This window comes from Sulfurovum sp. TSL1, from assembly GCF_019972135.1.
In the GTDB taxonomy this organism is placed as follows: domain Bacteria; phylum Campylobacterota; class Campylobacteria; order Campylobacterales; family Sulfurovaceae; genus Sulfurovum.
Genome location: NZ_BPFI01000001.1, coordinates 1,374,957 through 1,392,166, shown reverse-complemented (window position 1 = coordinate 1,392,166; position 17,210 = coordinate 1,374,957). Strand labels below are relative to the sequence as shown.

Here is a 17,210-nt window from a genome sequence, read left to right as displayed (position 1 = left end):
TAAAAACCCCATAAAACCGTATCTTATAAGCATTTAAAGCGAATAGGTCATTTTGATTTTCTGAACTTTTTTCTGAACTTTCTTGACACTAAGGGCAGAAAATGAAATATCTCTATTTAGAACACGGAACATACTTCTTTAAACGGAAAATCCCTCTTACAAAACGGAACTTCTCTACATCTTTAAGGACCGGTAATTTAGAAACGGCACAATTTATTTTAGCTACAATAATGCCCAAAATAAATATACTTTTTGAATTTTGTAAGGGAGAGGATATGAATGAAGCTGAACAATTGGATTTTATTACACAAGTTATAAAAAACTATGTCAGAGAAGCTTGGACCGATTATAATGGGCTTGGAAGATTAAGGCGGGAAGCCTTTGCTTACATAACCAAAAAGGGTAAAAAAAGGGATGGAGCACATAAAAAGGCAGCCGAAAAGGCATTAAAAAGGATTGATGCCGAAATATACGATGTTGATAGTGATAATGCCAAAGAGTTGGCAAATTCGATATTACAAAGGTCAAATATTAATTTTGAAGAGATTAAGCATTTAGACCAACATATATTTAGAACAGAGCTATTGAAAGCAGAATATGAACTTGTGTCTTGCGATGCCCAAAGAAGTGAAAATAGAAAAGTAAAGCCTTATTTCTTAGCAGACGAAGTTGAAGATACATCAGCTCAGACACAACCGCAACAAGAGATACCTGTTCAAAGTCGGATGGAACAGAAAAAAGAAAAACACGAAGTAAGATATTATGAAAAGACGGCTTATGAACTTAAAGAGGAATATCTAAACAGCAAGAGAAAAGACTTTGCATCTGAAAAAAGTTTTAAAAGTTCATTACAAAAAGAGATAGATTTTTTTGTATATTTTTGTAATCAAGAGTATCTATATGATATTGAGAAAGAGACATACGAAGCATATGCGGGGGTGCTTAAAAATTTAATATCAGAAAGAAGCCATAGAAAGATATATGAAGAGTTTAGTAGAGAAGAGATTGCCGATATGGGTGTTGATGAACTCACTGAACGAATAATGAAAATTTTTGATGACGGGCTATCTACTGTTTCTAAACTTGATATGCTTTCAGATAAATCAATAAGCGATAGAATGACAACAGTATCGGCATTTTTAGAGCATATGATTGAGAAAGGTCATCTTGATACTAATAGGCTTAACAGCGAAAAACTCAAAAAAATTAAACAGAAATCTGAGAGAGTGAGATTTGAACAAAAAGAACTTAGTGATATGATTGCTAAAACGACTTGGTTCAATGAAGAACTTGAAGATAATTTTAAACATAGACCTGAAAGAGTATTTATTCCCCTCATTGCAATGTTTCAGGGATTTAGAGGAAACGAGATAGCTCAACTCTCAACGGATAGCATTATTGAAAAGGACGGTATCTACTGTTATAGTATCTATCCGTCATCAGAAGATAAAAGGGTAAAAACCGAGAATTCCAAAAGGCTTATTCCTATTCATTCAAAAATTATTGAATGCGGTTTTTTGGGATTGGTTGAAGCCCAAAAGAAAAAAGGTGAAAAACAGATATTCAGTAATCTAAACTACTACCCCGATAGTGGTTATTGGAAAGATTTCGGGGATGATTTCAATGAAAAGCTCAAACCGCAGTTCGTGGATAAGAACTATCTTGAAAATGATAAGTTTCAGATAGATTTTCATTCATTTAAACATTTACTTTCAAGCAAGCTAAGAAGTTATGAGGGTATCGGTGAGACTAAGATAAAATATCTATCGGCACATAGTTTAAAAGGAAATCTAACTTTTGGACGATACGGAAATAGTAGGCACGGTGAAAACTATGATGTCAAAGATTTACAAAAGGTCATTGAAAAAATGGAATTTGGCAGCATTGATTTCTCAAAAATTATAAATACTGCAAAAAAAATCTTTAAAACTTAATTTTTTCTTAAACTACTCCTATAACACTCTATCTCATTTAAAAAAGGAGTTAGAGTGCTTAAAGTATTTCTTACAGATTTAGCAGCTTATAACAATGGATATTTAGTAGGTGAGTGGCTGACATTGCCACTTGAAACAGAAGAGCTTGAAGCCAATATTAAAGTGATATTGGAAAAAGGCGAAGAGTTATGCGGTGATAGTATCCACGAAGAGTGGTTTATCACCGATTACGAATGGGAAGACGTATCTATCTTCTCGATAGATGAGTATGAAAACATTGATACTCTTAACGAAAATATCAAGCTCATTGAAGAGCGTATCGAACCGTGGCAGCACAGGATAGTCAAAGTCCTGTTAGATAACGGTTTAGCCGATACTATTGAAGATGCGATTGATAAAGTCGATGATGTTATCGTCTATGAAAATAGCACGATGGCAGATATCGCTGAACAGTATATTCTTGAATATACAGACTTGAACGGTTATCATCCTTTGGTTGTTCATCATATAGATTATGAGGGGATTGGCAGGGATTTAGAACTTGAAGGTAATTTTTTTCGAGAAAATTCAGATATTTTTCAATTTTTAGGTTAGAAACTTCATTTTTTGATTTTTCAGTCCTAAGACCTATATAGGCTGGTCGCAGAGGCCAGCAGTTTATAGGTGCTTAAAATGAGTAATTGATTTATCTGTCTGTATCCGGAAAGATGGATTTTAATTTTGACAAATTGTATATAGGGGCAAGAGACCGAATTCACTCAGCCTCTCGTTAGCCATTTTGGATTATTTTAATACTAATCAGCATAATACATAAATTGCTCTTCTGAAAGCAGGTCAGTGAAGAATAAATATGATGAACATACATTTATTTTATAGTTGTCTATGTAAAATTCACCCATATTTATCCAGTCTTGTTTTTCTCCATCTTGTTTAAATAGAATATGGTCATCTTTCACTTTAAAGTTAAAATATTCTATTCTATCTGATATTTGGCTATGCTTTATACTGTATTTTATAAATTCAATAAATCTAACCCTTTTTTGTTTTGAATTAGCATAATCTTTAAAGTCATTTAGAACCAAAGCATAATTATTGATAAGTGTATATCCATCACTAAAAAAATTACTATTAAATGTTGAAAGCTCTATTATGTAATTTTCATTTGAAAAATCTAAAACAAGAAAATATTGTTCAAATATTTCTTTCATAGGATGACTATCTGAGGATTTTAAAATGATACTACTCATTATGCCACCTCCAAACAATCATATTTATCTTTAAATAAATATCTCTTATTCGTTTGTGTATCTTCGAAAAATAACTTATATCCGGCAAAATACACTATAAATTGTCCGATAAGTATCTTACCAAGGTTATATCCTACAAATTTATTTTGAAACATTACTTTGTCATTTTCTACGGTAAAATTCATTTGTTGAATATTCTCATTCTTCTCGATATCAATAATCATTTGTTTGAAAATATCGCTAAATGTAAATATTTCTATCTCTTTAATACACAAGTCAAACATTAGCTTTGTAATTAGACCAGCGAACTTTACTCTCAACTCATCACTCTTTTTAAAGAACTCTCTATTATAAGAGTAGTATGTAATATCTTCTTTTGAACCGTTTAATACAAATGTCATTACAGTTTCTACATACTCATCCACCATTGGATTTTTCTTATTTCTTCTAATTTTTCTATCAATGCTACTCATTATTTTACCTCCTTATTGTTTTTATTCATTACATCAGGAACCAAATAAGTCAATAGCTCTTTATAAAGAAAATCTTCATTCTCTTTTTGAATATCCATCTTTTCAATGGCAATGGCAACAGGCAATTTTTCAACCTCTAAAAGATACTTCAACCCATCATAGTAATGGGAGTTGCTCTCAAAAGCATAATTCAGGTACGTCATCAGCTCTTGAATATTTCCAAAGTGAATTGTTTGAGTTTTGCTTATATCTCTTAAATCATCTTCAAGAACTGGAAAGAAGTCATCACTTGCCAACATATTATTAATGATTTTTAAAACTTTTGTATCTTTGATATCTACTACTATATTTTCTTCATTTGTTTTCATTTTTTCTCCTTAGGTTTTTATAGTTAAATGAATGTGAAAGTTCTACGAACATAGAACTGTGAGTTGAACACAGAGTTGAAATTATGTGCTTGATTTGACAAATAATTAAACCTGTGAAAACACTACTATCCTATAAACTTAACAGTGATAATTATTTTGATTGCCTTTGAAGAAAAAAAGAATTCTATATCCTGTATAGAATTATTGATGTTATTCCCGGAAACAAGAATTTCCAAGCTACTTTTTCAAGGTAGTTTATTTACTCTCCATCACAAGAGATAATGGGATTATATATTAACTAATATTAAAATAGGCTTATTCTTTTGTTTTTTTTACAAATTTTTTAAATTTACCCTCAATCAATGTATCAACCTCTATTTTAGGGGCTTGATTTACCTATTAATGGAATATAGAGAGAAAAAGATGAAAAATTTGCTAAAAGTTTTTTATTTTCAAGTGAAGTTTTTAAAAAAAACTACCTATAACAGATATGTCAATTAATACACAAGGAGAATAAAATAACTATAACTATATTGACATTGCCAACCAAATCATTATAAATCGCAGAGCGAAGATATTGCCAAATAGACTTCGCTTGGTTAATCACCAATGACGGGCCGCCAACCCGTTAAGTAGATTAATCCCGTGCGGCCGGATACATAGAAATATGTTTGTCCGTGCTGTGGTGGGGACTGTGGATTGAAATTATCCGCTTTTACCCAATAATATCAAATGAATAAGGGCGACTTGGAAACGGTGCTTTATCACCTAAGCGATAAAGTGCCTGTTATGTTTGAAGTGGTGAAAATCCACATAGAGGAGGTATATCGAAAGAATACAACTCTATCACGGCGGAGGAAGTCAAGCAGGTTAAGAACTGCTTAGATAGAAATATCAAGACTAAATAGCTTAATCCGTAAAGGTCTCTTGGCAAGGCAAGAGGTAAAGCCGATGATTTATGAAATCGGCAACCGTGTAATGCTTTATATGATGAAATAACTCAACTGATATGAAACTATACTATCCATAGAAAACCTTTTTGAAGGTGAGTAATACGAAGCTTCTATATTCTGTCGTCAGAGAAGTATGGTAGATAACTCAACATCTAAGTAAAGCGGTAAGACAAATATAACTAACAAGACAAACACCTAACGATTTCTTATGAAGTGGTGGTGTGAGAGGTTAGCTGAGAGAGGATGATAATTTTTGCGGGAGTGTCGTGAAAATTAGATGATAGACAAGAGTGGCATCTTGTAATAAAACTATCACTCAAAAGGCTATGCGAGGCGATTTATAATTATGGGGCTGGCACCCCTTGAATACTTTTGGAGTGTTCAGGAGGTGTCAGTCGTCGAGAGACTTCTATCGCTCTATGTGAGAACATACCGTATGAAACGGGATACTGTGCGATTGGGTGAATGTCCGCTTCTTTTTAGGTGCTTTTTACCAAAGGAGGTAAAATCATTATGAAAAGAGCGGAAACATTAAAAGAATTTACAGGGCTATTATTGGCTTATGTCGGAACGGGATACAACTATTACAAGATAACTCATATACCGTCTAAAAAGAGCCATAAAACGGCTCAAATACTAAAAAAGGTATCAGAGCATTACCAAACCAATTTAAGTCAAGGAAAACGACAGTATCGAAGAAAAAAAAATATTTCTAACTATGCCTTAGTGAATTACAAAGATATAATCGTAGTTCTACATACTGAGGGAAAGAACATTGACAGACCAATGGAGTTTAAAAAGATTGGTAAAAGAGGTATAGCCTTAGATATTTCAAGGTTCCTGACCTTGATACTTTTTAAAGATGAACGGGAGAAATGGACTTTTAGATTAGGTAAGGATACTTTCCTTTTTTTCAAAGGAGAATTAGAGGTAGCGTTTAAGAACTCCAACGGTAAAAAATTTCATACCCTAAAATCTATGTTCAACAACCTACCTCATTATATGGGTATAGGCAAACAGAAAAGAGAGTTAAATAAGTATATTAGAGAGCTTCAAAAAGTTAGCAGGTCCAAGAAGTTATGGGGTCTGTTTTAGAGTGCTATGATGTCTGAAAGATGGGTATAATCGTAGCACCAATCCCCCAATGGGGGAATTAGGGGGGATTATTTTTCTTCTTTGTTTTGTTTGTAATAAATTTTATCTACAAAAGTAAGATATGTATTCATATTCATCATCTCATCCGTTGCCAAATAGTATGAAACAGTGGCTCTTTCATTTGGTTTCCATTCTTTTCCATTCATTACTGCCGGTGGAAGTTTATCTATTGAATTATAAGAACCGTAAGTATCACTTAGGGAAGATTTAACAGTTGAACCAAAATCAATACCGCTATTTTTCCATTCAACAATCACGGCATAAACCTTTTTACTTTTTTCTGTAAGAAAAATTTTGACAATTGCTTTTTTATTTAAAATATTTTTCGAGTATGTTAAAAAGTCTCCCTCGATTTTGCCCCCATATAATGTAGATATAGCCGTATTCATAGTGCCGGTTTCTACATTATATAAACCATCGGTTCTTTTTTCAAACTTTCTATCTAAAAGTTCATTTTGTGTCATTCCCGAAAAAACACCATCAAAGATAAAGGTAGCAGGTAAAAAATTTAATTGTTCTTTTATTGATGGATGTGCGGTACAAGATTTTTTATGACCATTCTCGCATTTTTTTTCAAGAATAGCACCTATTTTATACATAGCTTGGTAAGCTTGATATAGGTCTCTTTTCACCCCTTTGCCTTCACTATATCTTTCCATAAGGCTTAAACAACTTTGTAGGTTGTTATTATCACAAGCTTTTTTGTCTTCTTCAACACTTCCTGCCATTGATAGTGTAGCAAGAGCAGAAAGAACTAAGATTATTTTTTTCATTGATTTTCCCTTAAATGTAGATAATTCACATAGTAATTACTATTTGAGAGAAAGATTATAACCAACTATCATTATCCATAAACTTAATGGAAAATAAAATTGGCTTACACTTTGGAAGATGAACTTGAACAGTTCTATAAAACAGTTGGTAGTAATGTTAAGAAAAAAAGAGAAGAAAAAGGACTGACACAACTTCAACTATCTCAAAAGATGTGCCTTAAATCTCCGGGACTAATTAGCCAAGGAGAGTTATATCTGAATAATCAACATTTTAACCTCTCGCACTTGTATAAAATTGCTGCTATCCTTGACTGCTCTGTTCAGGAATTTTTTGAAGGTGTGAAAGTAGTGTCTTGGGAGTGTGAAGAATAGTCCATTTTATTTGATTGGTATTTCCTCAGTAGCCTAATATCCATTTCAAGCTAAAATACTTGAATTAAAATTTGGGATGTGTTATGGCGGAAATGGTAAATTTGGAAAGTAGTGATACAGCAAAAGATAATATTGAAAGACTAAAAGAAATATTCCCTGATATAGTAAGGGATGGTGAAGTTGATTTCAAAGCTTTACAGCTTCTTTTAGGTGAAGAGATAGCAACAGACAATGAAAGCTATAAGTTTGAATGGGTAGGTAAAAAGAACTGCTATAAAAGTATTCAGACACCTTCAAACGGGACTTTGAAGTATGTAAAAGAAGATAGCCTTAATCCTGATACAAGCGAAAATCTTATCATAGAGGGTGATAACCTTGAAGTTCTAAAACTGCTGCAATCAGGCTATAAAAACAGTGTCAAAATGATATATATTGACCCTCCATATAACACGGGGAATGACTTCGTATATCCTGACAACTTTAAAACTCCCCTTGAAAACTATCTTGAAATTACTGGTCAAAAAGTTGGTGGTGAGACTACCCAATCCAAAAAATCAAAAGAGGGAAGAAAGCATACCCAATGGCTCAATATGATGTTCCCGAGACTTCTTTTGAGTAGAACTCTGCTAAAAGATGACGGTGTCATTTTTATCTCAATAGATGATAATGAAGTCGATAATCTTAAAAGAATTTGTAATGAAATATTCGGGGAAGAAAATTTTGAGGGTCATATTCATTGGAGGAGAAGACATAATCAGCCAAATGACAAGACAAAAATGATTGGGTTAGTTGCTGAGCATATATTGGTTTATTCTAAAAATAAAGAAGAATATAAAAAATCTGGTGTTGGGAAATTGGAATTAACAGGTGATTTTTCAAATCCAGACAATGACCCAAAGGGGGATTGGGCTACGAAGCCTTGGAAAGTAGGTTCAGACCAAGGTGGAAGTCAATATAAAATTAAAACTCCTTCTGGAAAAATCTATGATGAAATATGGATGGGGGAGGAAAAAACATTTAAGAAACTATTAAAAGATAATAGAATAATTTTTCCTAAAAATGGTGATGGTGCTCCAAGAAAAAAATATTATAGATTTGAACGAGAAGAAGAGGGGCAATCTGCTACAAACTGGTGGAGCCACGACAAATTTGGTTATAACCAAGAAGCAAATGATGTAATGACAAAAATATTTGATGGTCAGAAAAATATATTTAGTAATCCAAAATCAACCATATTAATATCAAATTTAATTCGATTAAGTAATGCTAAAAGTGATGATATAGTGTTAGATTTTTTTAGTGGAAGTGGTTCGACTGGACAAGCTGTTTTGGAATTAAACAGAGAAGAGAATAAAGATATAAAGTTTATTTTGGTTCAACTTCAAGAGGTATTAGACCCGAAGCAGAAGGGGCAGAAGGTAGCTTATGAGTTTTTAAAATCGATTAAGAAGCCTACTGTAATCAGTGAAATAACAAAAGAAAGAGTAAGAAGAGTTATCAATGGTTATGGAAAAAATCCTAAGCCTCTTGATGGTGGCTTTAAAGTCTTTAAGTTAGATAATTCAAACTATAAAGTGAATGAGGCTATCAAAGTCAATAGAGACAGTGATAAAGATGAAATTATCAAAAAGCTAAGACAGCAGTTCAAGACATCAACTGTCTATGATGAGAGTATGGTAGATGGTTATACAGAGTTGAATGTAATCTATGAGAATATCCTCAAAGAGGGGTATAGCCTCAATAGTGATATAGAAGTTATAGAAGATATCACAGAGTGTAAAATTTATAAGATAACTGATAATGTGAAGAAAAGTAAGTTCTTCTATATCACCTTTGATAAAGTCGATACAGAGATAACTACTCATAAAGAGTTTGCTGGAATATCAAATGATACCCTCTTTATCTGTTTTGATAACAACCTTAGTGATAGCGATAAGCAGAACCTATCTAAAACATTCCGATTAAAGACGATGTAATGAAGTTCAAGTTTGACGGAAATCAAGAGTTTCAACTTATTCCCATAAGGTCTGTTGTACGGCTTTTTGAAGGACAGCCGAAAAAACAAGACCTGCCTTTACTTATGGGAGAGTATGGGGTATTTGGAAATAACTTGAATATCACAACAGAAAGAGTATTTGAGAATTTACAGCAGATACAAGAAGAGAACAATATCCCCTTTGAGCTGCGGAATGATAGCTTAGACTTTTCTATCGAGATGGAAACTGGAACAGGTAAAACATACACCTATTTACGGACAGTCTTTGAACTCAATGTAAAGTATGGATGGACTAAGTTTATTATCATCGTTCCGTCTATATCCATCAAAGAAGGTGTTCTTAAAAGCTACCAAATCACCAAAGACCATTTTGAAGAACTTTATTCAAGTGTTGTATCAAGCTGCTATGAGTATGACAGTAGAAAGCCAAATCAGGTTAAATCATTTGGTAGGGATACTCATATCAATATTATGGTGATGACACTACACTCTTTCAATAAAGAGACTAATGTCATCAAACAAAATGATTTAGATGGATTTGAAGATACTCCGATAAGCTACATTCAAAAAGCAAGACCTGTTGTGATACTTGATGAACCTCAAAATATGGAGAGTGATTTAAGTAAAAAATCTATCGCTGAACTCAATCCACTCTTTACACTTAGGTACAGCGGAACACACAAGAACTACTATAATCTGCTTTATAGACTGTCTCCATATGAAAGTTATCAGAGAGGACTTGTAAAGAAAATCGAAGTTGTCTCGATGAAAGAGAAGTTTAACTTCAACAAGCCTCATATCAGGGTCATAGAGATAGGTAAAGACAATAACAAAAACAAACCTTTCTATGCGAACATAGAGTGTTTTGTAAAAGATAGAAGTGGAGAGGTTTCAGTAGATATTATCACTATCAGACAGGGCGATAGACTGGAAAGAAAGACCAAAAACAGTATCTATGAGGGCTATCGGCTTATGAATATAATGACTTCAACTAAGCAGATAGAATTTGAAAACCATCAAGTATTTTCACAGGGTGAAGATAATGATGCTTCAAAAAAAGAGATACAAAAGCTTCAAATTGAAAAGACAATAAGACTTCATTTCGATAAACAGCAGGAATTTATTGATAGAGGATTGGATATCAAGGTTTTATCATTGTTCTTTATCGACAGAGTGGATAACTATGTCAATGATGGATGGATAAAAGAGGAGTTTGAAAAGCTCTTTGATGAGATAAAGCTTGAATATGAACACTTCAAGATGAAAGATAAATCCAAGGTTCATAACGGATACTTCTCTAAAAAAGTCAATAAGAAAAGCGGTGAAATCACCTATAAGGATGAGTTGGGGAATAATAAGACGGATAGAGAGATTGAAAAAGATGTTTATAACCTCATAATGCGAGACAAAGAAAAGCTCTTGTCGTTTGAAGAAGAGACCTGTTTTATCTTCTCTCATTCCGCATTAAAAGAAGGATGGGATAATCCGAATGTTTTCCAAATCTCGACTTTGAATGAAACAGTTTCTGATATCAAAAAAAGGCAAGAGATAGGACGGGGATTAAGGCTCAGTGTCAATAGTGATGGAAGTAGGGTATTTGATAAAAAAATCAATGTTCTCTCAGTCGTATCCAATGAGAGTTATGAAGAGTTTGTATCAAGACTACAAACAGAGTATGAGAATGAGTTCTTTAAAGGTGAGAAGAAAATCACCCCTGATAATGGCAATAATAAAAGACCTCTTGTCAAACTCAAAAAAGATGTGTTGGATAGTAAAGAGTTTAAAGAGCTTTGGGAAAGAATATCTACAAGAACACGGTATAAAATAGAGTTTGATAGTGATGAATTAATTGACAACTGTATTGATACAATCAATGACACGGTAGAAATCAATGAAATTGTATATCAAATAGATACCTTTGAGATTACAATGAGTGAAAGCAGTGGTGTTGGAGCAAATACTCCTGATAGCGGTATTATCAATACAAGCGGTTATACAGGAGACCTTCCAAACCTCATAGAGGAATTGAAAAAAGAAACAAACCTTACAACTATTTCAATCAAGAAAATTTTGGAAGGATTGGATGATTACTTGCTTGAAGACTTTATCAGAAATCCACAGGACTTTATCTATCAAGTATCGAAAGTCATCAATAATGAGAAAAGAGAGTTCCTGCTTAGCGGTATAGAGTATGAAGAGCTGAAAGATGAAAATGGGGCTATACTCTACTATGACCAGTCGTTATTTGCGGACCTAACCAAAGTGCCTGAAAATAAAATCGTGGATATTGTGAGTGATAAATCTGTCTATGACAGTATTGTTGTGGATAGTGATAACGAAAGAGACTTTACAAAGCATTTTGTAGATAATCCAAACATCAAACTCTTTGTAAAACTCCCAAGTAAATTTCATATCCCTACACCGATAGGGAACTATAACCCTGACTGGGGTTATATTAAAGAAGAAAAGAACCCTATGACCGGCAAATTGGAAAGAACTCTTTATTTTGTGGGTGAGACTAAAACAAGTCAAGATGAACTTGATTTAAGAGCAAGAGAGTGGTTTAAAATCAAATGTGCCGAACATCACTTTGAGCATACTTTAAGAGCTGCACCTGATGCAGAGTATAAGGTTTTGACAAAAACTTCACAGGTTTAACTTTTGTAGAGGTTATTAACAGCCTTGTTAAATTTTATTTTAAGTAAAGTTTTGGTTTATGCTATTTTGAAAAATAATGTTAAAATACTCAAAAAAAAGAGACAGGAGGTATGTAAAATGGAATATAATACATCCCTTTCTTATCTTTTTACTCCAAAGATACTCAATAGTTTTATCAACATAAATCAGAATACAGATAGATTGTCTAATGTTGTTAAAGAGTTAGGTTTAGGTGATTTAATTTCTCAAAATACTACTCTTGGAGAGTTATTTGAAAAATCATATAAACAACTATTAAAAAACTATCGTAATGAGTATGTTTTTAAAAATGCTATTGCCAAAAAAATTCTTATTGGAAGGCATTCAATAAAGTCTTCTTCTTTATTTACAGAATTGAGGGTTGAAACTTCAAAAGCAGATATAGTTATATTTAACGGGACTTCTCATATCTATGAGATAAAGACTGACTTGGATACTTTTGAAAGACTTCCAAAGCAAATTGAAAACTATAAGAAAGTTTTTGAATATGTGAATATCGTATCAGTAGAAACAAAAGTAGATACTATCAAGACATTGGTAGATGATGACATAGGTATTATTGTATTAACAGATAGATATACTTTGAAAACAATTCGTAAAGCCAAATCAAGATTGAATAAACTTGATAAAGAAGCATTGTTTAATATGCTTAGAAAAGATGAGTATTTAAAAGTTATTCAAAATAATTTCGGATATATACCAGATGTTCCAAACACAAAAATATTTTCTGCTTCAAAGGAATTATTCATTACTTTGCCAGTAGAACAGGCTCATCAAGAAGTCTTAAAAGCATTGAAAGCCCGAAAAAATCATACAAAATTGGTAGAAAACATCAAAAAGTTTCCTGATAGTTTAAAAATAGCTATAATAGAGGAAGATTTAAACATTCAGCAACAGCAAGAATTCTTAAAGGCTTTAAATACAAAAGTTAAAAAGCTGTTTATATAAGGGAAAAGTCAATGTATCATCCGTATCTGAGGGGAAAACAATACGAGCTAATTCTGCTTAGGGAGAATGCGAAGTTAATCAAAGATGCTTCTATGGTTCCAATTATTGAGCCAGTAAAGGAGAATTTGACTTCTTTAAGCAAGGCGATTAATAAATTAAAAGAGCATTCGGCTTCATTTGTTTTAGTTATTAATCCAAGTGAGGGTGATTTTAAAAATAATCCACTTCCAATTGAAGAAAATATTATTAATGATATACTATCTGACTATGACAACTACTGTATTGGGTGTATTGTAAATGCTAATAGTAGTTTGATATATATTGAAAGTTTTTTAAATAAATTTATGGATAAAACTATTGCTTTTATCCATAATGGTTATCCAAAAGAAAAAGAATTAGCAGCACTTGTAAATCAGTTTGATAATGTAAAAAAGCATATATTTATTGATGAAGAAATTTTATATCGAAGAGCTTTTAAAAAAGAAGGTGTTGAGAGAGTATTATTAAAAGATGGCTTTAAGCGAAATAGAAATAAAGATTATCCTGATGATGAGAAGTTTTCTGAACTACATTTAACATATACAGAGATGGACCTTCAAGGTTTCGGTGATTTTCTTATAGTTGGTAATGAATACTCTGAAAGTGGAGGCCCAGCATATGCTGTGGCAATTCATTTGACTTATATAAATGAAGATGAAAAAATGAATATATGTCATTTTAAATCAGATACAAATGAAACACCAAGCGACCCGGCAGGTAAGTTTGCGGAAGCATTATATAAAATGGTAGAACGAGTAGATAATGATGACCAAATTTATAAAAGTAATGCTTATGCCATATATAAAAAATTCTATAATGAAGGGCACTTTCCAGGACTTGGATATGTGAAGAAGTTGTCGATGCAGCATCATATTGAAGTTCTTGCAGATTTTTTAAGTAGGCAATAATGAACAATTGTTGCACTCATTGCTTTAATGATAAATTTATGAGTGATGTTATTATTCAACAATCTGAGACTATTGGAACGTGTGAATTTTGTAAATCCCAAAATGTTAGTTTAATTGATGCCTCATTACTAAATGATTACTTTCAGCCAATATTTGATTTGTATGAAGAGGTAGAAAGTGGGAACACAATTATTGAGGTAATTAATAATGATTGGAAGCTTTTTACACATATGGATGATGCGATAGCATTATTGCTTGTAGAGAGTATTTTAGAAATAAAAATCTACAAAAATTTTCAAGCAAGAGAAAATGGTGATACTACAAAGATTTCTAATTGGCAAGAATTTAAAAAAGAACTTAAACATTACAATCGATATTTTCCTTTAAAAGCTCCCAATAAGGAACATTTAGAAGGTCTCTTGACTAATCTTATTATTTCCAATGAATACATTCCAAAGTATCTATATCGTTCAAGAGTTAATGAAGATATAGAAGAAATTCCTCTTAAAGAAATGGGAAAACCTCCCGAAAGATATTCGTCAGCTGGAAGAGCTAATCCGATTGGAATTCCATACTTATATACTGCATCAAATACAAAAACAGCAATTGCAGAAATAAGACCTCATAAAGGTGATAAAATTACAGTAGCTAAATTTGAAGTAAAGGGTAATCTTAATCTTGCTGATTTACGAGATCCAAGAGAAACCATATCACCATTTACTTTTGATGATGATGGATTAAATCAAATGTTCAAAGATTTAGATTACCTATGTCATTTAGGAGAGGAACTATCGAAGCCTATCTTACCACGAGAAGCACACTTGGAATATTTATCAAGCCAATATTTATGTGAATTCATTAAGCATTGTGGTTTTGATGGTGTTATATATAAAAGTTCAGTGGGTGATGGTGATAACTATGCGATTTTTAAAGATGATGACCTTGAACCAATTGAAACGAAGACTTACAGTGTAGATGAAGTTCAAATCACATCAAATCAATATCAGACCGAAAATTAGGGCTTCAAAGGCGATTTTCGACAAAATTATTTTATATATATAAAACAAGTATTCTTTATAAAGGTATATAAATATTCTCCAAATGAATAACCATCTTTTTGTATCTTATGCCTTTGTGCTTGAACTTCTTGGCGATAAAGGGGCAAACCCCTTTATCCCCATCCTGATAAAAGGCATAAGAAACCCCTGTGTAGGAGTATCTAAAACCATAAAGCCCTAAAAATGGGGTTTTCGCATTCCTCACTCCGAAAAGAAAAGTGAAAAGATACATACTTCCAATCGATAGGGCTCCCCGTTTCACCGATTGATTTGTTTCCAAACTCTGTATCAAGAAATTGTATAGCACCCATATGCCACAAGAGCGGGACTTATGTTGGAGAATTGAACCACTTACCGCACTCACTCCATCTTTTCCACTCGTTTCGATATTACTACCGAACAGATGTCCGCCCCTCCATATCAAAGTTAGTCTTTTTCTGCTGTTGTCATTTATGTGTATGACTTAGGAAGGATAGGAACCGCCATCCATATATTGGATTGGCATCTGATTTTTTTGGAATTAGTGTGAGAGCAGTTTAACAATAGAGATGGTTTTCTGTATCGCATCACAGAACAGATGTGAAGAGGTATCAGTGTAATATGGGCTGATACTATTCAAAAACTCTCACTTCCTCTTATAAAAACCAAACGAAAAAAGCTTTATGGTAAAAGTATATATTAGAAATGAAAAATAATCTTATTTTTAGAAAAATTTGGTTATTATTTTCAGAACTTTATCAGAACTAAGTTCTGAACTTTGAAACGATTATATTCCCAGAGATACGATAAATGGGAGTGTTTTCGATGAGTGTCGGGAAACTGTTAAGTCCCTCTCTTGACACCATCCAAATTATTAACAATCCCCTTATTTACTTAGCATTCTGAAGATCAATAAAAATAATTCACATTGTTATATTTTCCATTATTTGAGCCGCGAGTCTAATTTTTTGTCCCAAATTTGTCTCGATTTTTGTCTCTAATTTTTATACTATTTGGTGTAATTAGGTCGTATGGGGAGAAGTAGTTTTTGTATTTTTATGTGATATGTAAAAAACTAAAACATCAACAAAAACAAATATAAAGAAGTTAAAATAAATACACTAATACTTCAAGGGGGGGTATCTTGTGTTTAATTTTATACAAAATGCAATGTTTGTTTTACTATTGGTCTTTAATGGATGCTATGCAAATGAGGAAATACCAAAAATAGAAAAACCAAAACTTGAAAGCTTGTTACTTAGTACAGAACAAACAAGGTTTGTGAAAAACAAAGATGAACACCATATAAAAGCACCTATAAAGGTAATGGCTACGTATAGTGATGGCAATAGTGAAGAAGTAACAGATTTAGTGACTTGGAATAAGACAAGTAAAAGAATTAGATTTTATTATGATCATTTTATGGCATTAGAGGGTAACTTTACTGTAAGCGCTTCTTTGAATAATGTCATTTCTAATGAAATTAAAATAAAAGTACAAAATTATAATGGCTACAATCCTGATGATATAGTAATACATCAAAATAACAAAATTAAGCTTATAGAACCTCCTTTACAACAAAGACGAGGAGCAATCCGAGGTGTATCTATATATTTTAGAGTATTATCAAAAAAGATAGATTTAAAATATGAACTTATTGATCCTCCTAATGGAATGATGATCGTGAGGCGTTCAGATTTAGGTGAGGATCTGATTGGGATTATAGATGGAGTAGACATACTATGGGATGTACCTATGGATATGGAAGAGAAAATTCATACTATAACAATGAAAGCAACTGATTTTAAAGGAAATAAAGGAGAAGTAAACTTTCTCATTAAAGTACCAAAAACTACCATTATACCCACTAAGATAGTAAATAATGAACTCATAGTCATAGATAAAAACTCTAATCTTTATGGTATGAAGTTAAAAGGGCACAATGGTGAGGATATCTCTAATATGCAGCTTCGATCTGTAGAGTATGCAGATGTATGGAAGAGAAAGATAAAGAATAAGGTTCCTGAAGATTCAGTAGAAAGAACAGTATTTATGATTGATAATATGCCTTTGGAGTTGGACGTGAAATTTCCTGACTACATAGATAGTTACGAGGAAAGGAGAAATTTAGGTTTAGAGTTTCAAAAATATTCAGAACCAATTTTTATTGGAAGGGACTTTTGGGATGAAGTTTCTTATGAGGAATATGAATATAAAGGTACAAAAGGATTTACTATTCCATATAAAAGACATGGGGTATATATACTTGAATTTCAAAAACTGTAGAAATGAAATTATTTTCTGAATTTG

14 protein-coding genes are annotated in these 17,210 nt (G+C 32.4%); 10 read left to right on the top strand and 4 right to left on the bottom strand.

Annotated features, from left to right (window positions below; translation table 11 throughout):
- Nucleotides 1-101 precede the first annotated feature (101 nt).
- Nucleotides 102-1,934 (top strand): hypothetical protein, encoded by a 1,833-nt coding sequence (locus LDM98_RS06775; RefSeq protein WP_223898582.1) that lies wholly within the window; start codon nt 102-104, stop codon nt 1,932-1,934.
- Nucleotides 1,935-1,988: 54 nt separating this feature from the next.
- Nucleotides 1,989-2,528, top strand: a complete 540-nt coding sequence (locus LDM98_RS06770) for an antirestriction protein ArdA (RefSeq protein WP_223898581.1) — start codon at nt 1,989-1,991, stop codon at nt 2,526-2,528.
- Between the two features lie 200 nt (nt 2,529-2,728).
- Here the strand turns inward: LDM98_RS06770 and LDM98_RS06765 are convergent, their stop codons facing one another.
- The 3 genes from LDM98_RS06765 to LDM98_RS06755 are packed head-to-tail and all read right to left on the bottom strand — an operon-like array spanning nt 2,729 to nt 4,022.
- Nucleotides 2,729-3,181, bottom strand: a complete 453-nt coding sequence (locus LDM98_RS06765; protein WP_223898580.1) for a hypothetical protein — start codon at nt 3,179-3,181, stop codon at nt 2,729-2,731.
- Nucleotides 3,181-3,654, bottom strand: coding sequence for a hypothetical protein (locus LDM98_RS06760; RefSeq protein WP_223898579.1), 474 nt, complete (start codon nt 3,652-3,654; stop codon nt 3,181-3,183). The genes LDM98_RS06765 and LDM98_RS06760 overlap by 1 nt, the downstream gene beginning before the upstream one ends.
- Nucleotides 3,654-4,022: a hypothetical protein gene (locus LDM98_RS06755; protein WP_223898578.1), complete on the bottom strand. Its 369-nt coding sequence runs from the start codon at nt 4,020-4,022 to the stop codon at nt 3,654-3,656. Before LDM98_RS06755 ends, LDM98_RS06760 begins: the two co-directional genes overlap by 1 nt.
- Before the next feature lie 1,466 nt (nt 4,023-5,488).
- On the opposite strand from LDM98_RS06755, the gene LDM98_RS06750 reads away from it, so the two are divergent.
- Entirely contained in the window at nt 5,489-6,070 is a 582-nt protein-coding gene (locus LDM98_RS06750) for a hypothetical protein (protein ID WP_223898577.1), read from the top strand.
- A gap of 68 nt (nt 6,071-6,138) precedes the next feature.
- Here the strand turns inward: LDM98_RS06750 and LDM98_RS06745 are convergent, their stop codons facing one another.
- The gene (locus LDM98_RS06745) at nt 6,139-6,903 is read right to left on the bottom strand and encodes a hypothetical protein (protein WP_223898576.1); all 765 of its coding nucleotides are present in this window, start codon (nt 6,901-6,903) and stop codon (nt 6,139-6,141) included.
- 111 nt (nt 6,904-7,014) lie between these two features.
- Between LDM98_RS06745 and LDM98_RS06740 the strand changes: the two genes are divergently transcribed.
- From LDM98_RS06740 to LDM98_RS06710, 7 genes are all read left to right on the top strand, one after another.
- Nucleotides 7,015-7,275, top strand: coding sequence for a helix-turn-helix domain-containing protein (locus LDM98_RS06740; RefSeq protein WP_223898575.1), 261 nt, complete (start codon nt 7,015-7,017; stop codon nt 7,273-7,275).
- An 83-nt stretch (nt 7,276-7,358) separates the two neighbouring features.
- Entirely contained in the window at nt 7,359-9,251 is a 1,893-nt protein-coding gene (locus tag LDM98_RS06735; protein WP_223898574.1) for a site-specific DNA-methyltransferase, read from the top strand.
- A complete protein-coding gene (locus LDM98_RS06730) occupies nt 9,251-11,929 on the top strand; it encodes a DEAD/DEAH box helicase family protein (protein ID WP_223898573.1) in 2,679 nt (892 codons plus the stop codon). Before LDM98_RS06735 ends, LDM98_RS06730 begins: the two co-directional genes overlap by 1 nt.
- A gap of 117 nt (nt 11,930-12,046) precedes the next feature.
- A complete protein-coding gene (locus tag LDM98_RS06725; RefSeq protein ID WP_223898572.1) occupies nt 12,047-12,916 on the top strand; it encodes a sce7726 family protein in 870 nt (289 codons plus the stop codon).
- 11 nt (nt 12,917-12,927) lie between these two features.
- Nucleotides 12,928-13,863, top strand: a complete 936-nt coding sequence (locus LDM98_RS06720) for a sce7725 family protein (protein WP_223898571.1) — start codon at nt 12,928-12,930, stop codon at nt 13,861-13,863.
- Between the two features lie 38 nt (nt 13,864-13,901).
- The gene (locus tag LDM98_RS06715) at nt 13,902-14,882 is read left to right on the top strand and encodes an RES family NAD+ phosphorylase (RefSeq protein WP_223898570.1); all 981 of its coding nucleotides are present in this window, start codon (nt 13,902-13,904) and stop codon (nt 14,880-14,882) included.
- 1,164 nt (nt 14,883-16,046) lie between these two features.
- Nucleotides 16,047-17,186, top strand: coding sequence for a hypothetical protein (locus tag LDM98_RS06710; RefSeq protein WP_223898569.1), 1,140 nt, complete (start codon nt 16,047-16,049; stop codon nt 17,184-17,186).
- The last annotated feature ends 24 nt before the right edge of the window (nt 17,187-17,210 follow it).

Bases quoted from the DNA above. Each gene is read 5' to 3' on its own strand.
- LDM98_RS06775 (WP_223898582.1), top strand. From the start codon at position 102: ATGAAATATCTCTATTTAGAACACGGAACATACTTCTTTAAACGGAAA.
- LDM98_RS06765 (WP_223898580.1), bottom strand. From the start codon at position 3,181: ATGAGTAGTATCATTTTAAAATCCTCAGATAGTCATCCTATGAAAGAA.
- LDM98_RS06760 (WP_223898579.1), bottom strand. From the start codon at position 3,654: ATGAGTAGCATTGATAGAAAAATTAGAAGAAATAAGAAAAATCCAATG.
- LDM98_RS06755 (WP_223898578.1), bottom strand. From the start codon at position 4,022: ATGAAAACAAATGAAGAAAATATAGTAGTAGATATCAAAGATACAAAA.
- LDM98_RS06750 (WP_223898577.1), top strand. From the start codon at position 5,489: ATGAAAAGAGCGGAAACATTAAAAGAATTTACAGGGCTATTATTGGCT.
- LDM98_RS06745 (WP_223898576.1), bottom strand. From the start codon at position 6,903: ATGAAAAAAATAATCTTAGTTCTTTCTGCTCTTGCTACACTATCAATG.
- LDM98_RS06735 (WP_223898574.1), top strand. From the start codon at position 7,359: ATGGCGGAAATGGTAAATTTGGAAAGTAGTGATACAGCAAAAGATAAT.
- LDM98_RS06730 (WP_223898573.1), top strand. From the start codon at position 9,251: ATGAAGTTCAAGTTTGACGGAAATCAAGAGTTTCAACTTATTCCCATA.
- LDM98_RS06725 (WP_223898572.1), top strand. From the start codon at position 12,047: ATGGAATATAATACATCCCTTTCTTATCTTTTTACTCCAAAGATACTC.
- LDM98_RS06720 (WP_223898571.1), top strand. From the start codon at position 12,928: ATGTATCATCCGTATCTGAGGGGAAAACAATACGAGCTAATTCTGCTT.
- LDM98_RS06715 (WP_223898570.1), top strand. From the start codon at position 13,902: ATGAGTGATGTTATTATTCAACAATCTGAGACTATTGGAACGTGTGAA.